This window comes from Streptomyces sp. SID4985 (assembly GCF_009863025.1).
Taxonomy (GTDB): Bacteria; Actinomycetota; Actinomycetes; order Streptomycetales; family Streptomycetaceae; genus Streptomyces.
Genome location: NZ_WWIR01000638.1, coordinates 1 through 1,805 on the forward strand (window position 1 = coordinate 1; position 1,805 = coordinate 1,805).

The window sequence follows — 1,805 nt, forward strand, 5'->3', positions numbered from 1 at the left end:
TGGCCGGCGCACCGGCCTGGGTGCTGCCGCCCTCTTCCTTCATGGCCTTGGCCTCGCTCTTGAGGATGCGCGCGGACTTGCCGAGCGAGCGGGCCATGTCCGGAAGCTTCTTCGCGCCGAACAGCAGGATGATGACGACGAGGAGGAGAATGATCTCGGGGGCTCCGAGCCTTCCGAACATAAGTCTTTACCTTCTCACCGAGGCGGCTGGATGGGGTGCCGTCCGAACAGTCGGGCAGGCGTCCGAGCGATCGTGGTCGTGGCGATCGTAACGCTCAGAGGTGAACGCGAAGCGATCCCCGCGCATCGTCCCGGTCCGCGATGCGAGCCTCGTTCCGCGCACCGCGAGAAGCAGCGTACCTGCCCGCCCCGGTCGTCCGACAGGAGGAGGGGCGCCCCGCCCTTGATGCGGCCGGGGCTTCAAGGGCGGGGATGGCGGACGTCACAGCGTGTCGGCGGCCCGTGCCGCGCTGACCGCGGCCCGCTCCAGGTCCTCCGCCGCCCGGCCGATGCGCTCGGCCGACCGCGCGACCTGCTCCCCGAGGCCGCGCGCCGCCAGGAACACCCGGACGGCGAGCACCCCCAGGACGAGAAGACCCAGGAAACCCATGGCTACGGCGAACATCGGCCAGAACATGCCGTTGAGCCTAGACGGTTCCGGACGGTGGGCAGGTCACGCGGTGGAGTGCAGCCGCAGCGTGCTCACGCCGCCGCCGGTCAGCAGCTCCACGATCCGCTCCCCGGCCGGTTTGCGGACGGCCGCCCCGCAGCCGGGGCAGGTGAAGGCGTAGAAGGTGGTGCGGCTGGAGGCTCCGACGGCCAGGCGCAGGGCGCTCGCGGCGAGTTCGAAGCGGCCCCGGCAGTCCGGGCAGCCCGCCTTGAACACCACGGGCACCACGCGCCGCATCCCGGCGAAGGCGGCGGCGACCGTCATCCCCCGGACCCCCGTCCCCCGGCCACCGCCCGCCGTCCGGGCCTCGGACACCGAAACCTCGCTCACAGCCCGCGCTCCCCCCGGTCGTACGTCCCGTCCGCGCCGCCGGACACCCCCTCCGGCCCGTCGTCGGCGCTGTCGTGGGCGCTGTCGTGGGCGTCATACGACTCGTACGCCGCCAGTGCCTCGCGGGCCGCCCGGCGGGCGCTGTCGGCCAGTTCGGGCGGCGAGACGATCCGGCCGTCGCGGCCGAGCCGCAGCGCGAGGCGCCGCAGGGAGGCCGGGTCGGGGGTGCGCAGGGTGATGCGCAGCCCGCCGTCGGGCAGCTCGTCGGCGCTGTCGTGCGGGTAGTACTCGGCGACCCAGCGGCCGCCGGGGCCGACCTCGATCACGACCTCGGGGTCCTCGGCGGCCGGCTGCACCAGCGCCTCGGAGAGGTCGCGGGGTGCTATCTCGGGCGGCGCGGACGGCTCGTCCAGGATGCGGATCTCGGCCACCCGGTCCAGGCGGAAGGTGCGGCGCGCCTCCGAGCGGCGGCACCACGCCTCGACGTAGGTGTGGCCGACGCTGACCAGCCGGATCGGGTCGATCTCCCGCTCGGTCAGCTCGTCGCGGGCCGGGGAGTAGTAGCGGATCCACAGCCGTCGGCGCTCGGAGATGGCCCGGTCCACGTCGGCGAAGACGCCGCCCTCGGACTCGAAGGTCACCGAGAGCCGTGAGCTGGCCCCGGCCGCCTCGCCCGCCGCGGTCTCCACCTTGGCGGTGGCGCGCAGCAGCGCCTGCCGGTCGCTCTCGCGCAGGCCGGGCAGCGTGGCCACGGCGCGGGCGGCCACCAGCAGCGCGGTCGCCTCGTCGGCGGCCAGCCGGAGCG

Annotated in this window: 4 protein-coding genes; all 4 read right to left on the reverse strand. The window is 74.4% G+C overall.

The window, feature by feature from the left end; genetic code table 11:
* The coding region (tatA, locus tag GTW40_RS27235) for a Sec-independent protein translocase subunit TatA (RefSeq protein ID WP_161182790.1) at nucleotides 1–181 on the reverse strand (181 nt) is incomplete at its 3' end.
* A gap of 261 nt (nucleotides 182–442) precedes the next feature.
* Nucleotides 443–637: a hypothetical protein gene (locus tag GTW40_RS27240; RefSeq protein WP_161178674.1), complete on the reverse strand. Its 195-nt coding sequence runs from the start codon at nucleotides 635–637 to the stop codon at nucleotides 443–445.
* Between the two features lie 36 nt (nucleotides 638–673).
* The gene (locus GTW40_RS27245) at nucleotides 674–934 is read right to left on the reverse strand and encodes a hypothetical protein (RefSeq protein WP_161178678.1); all 261 of its coding nucleotides are present in this window, start codon (nucleotides 932–934) and stop codon (nucleotides 674–676) included.
* A 62-nt stretch (nucleotides 935–996) separates the two neighbouring features.
* The coding region (locus GTW40_RS27250; RefSeq protein WP_161182791.1) for a WYL domain-containing protein at nucleotides 997–1,805 on the reverse strand (809 nt) is incomplete at its 5' end.

Bases quoted from the DNA above. Each gene is read 5' to 3' on its own strand.
- GTW40_RS27240 (WP_161178674.1), bottom strand. From the start codon at position 637: ATGTTCTGGCCGATGTTCGCCGTAGCCATGGGTTTCCTGGGTCTTCTC.
- GTW40_RS27245 (WP_161178678.1), bottom strand. From the start codon at position 934: ATGACGGTCGCCGCCGCCTTCGCCGGGATGCGGCGCGTGGTGCCCGTG.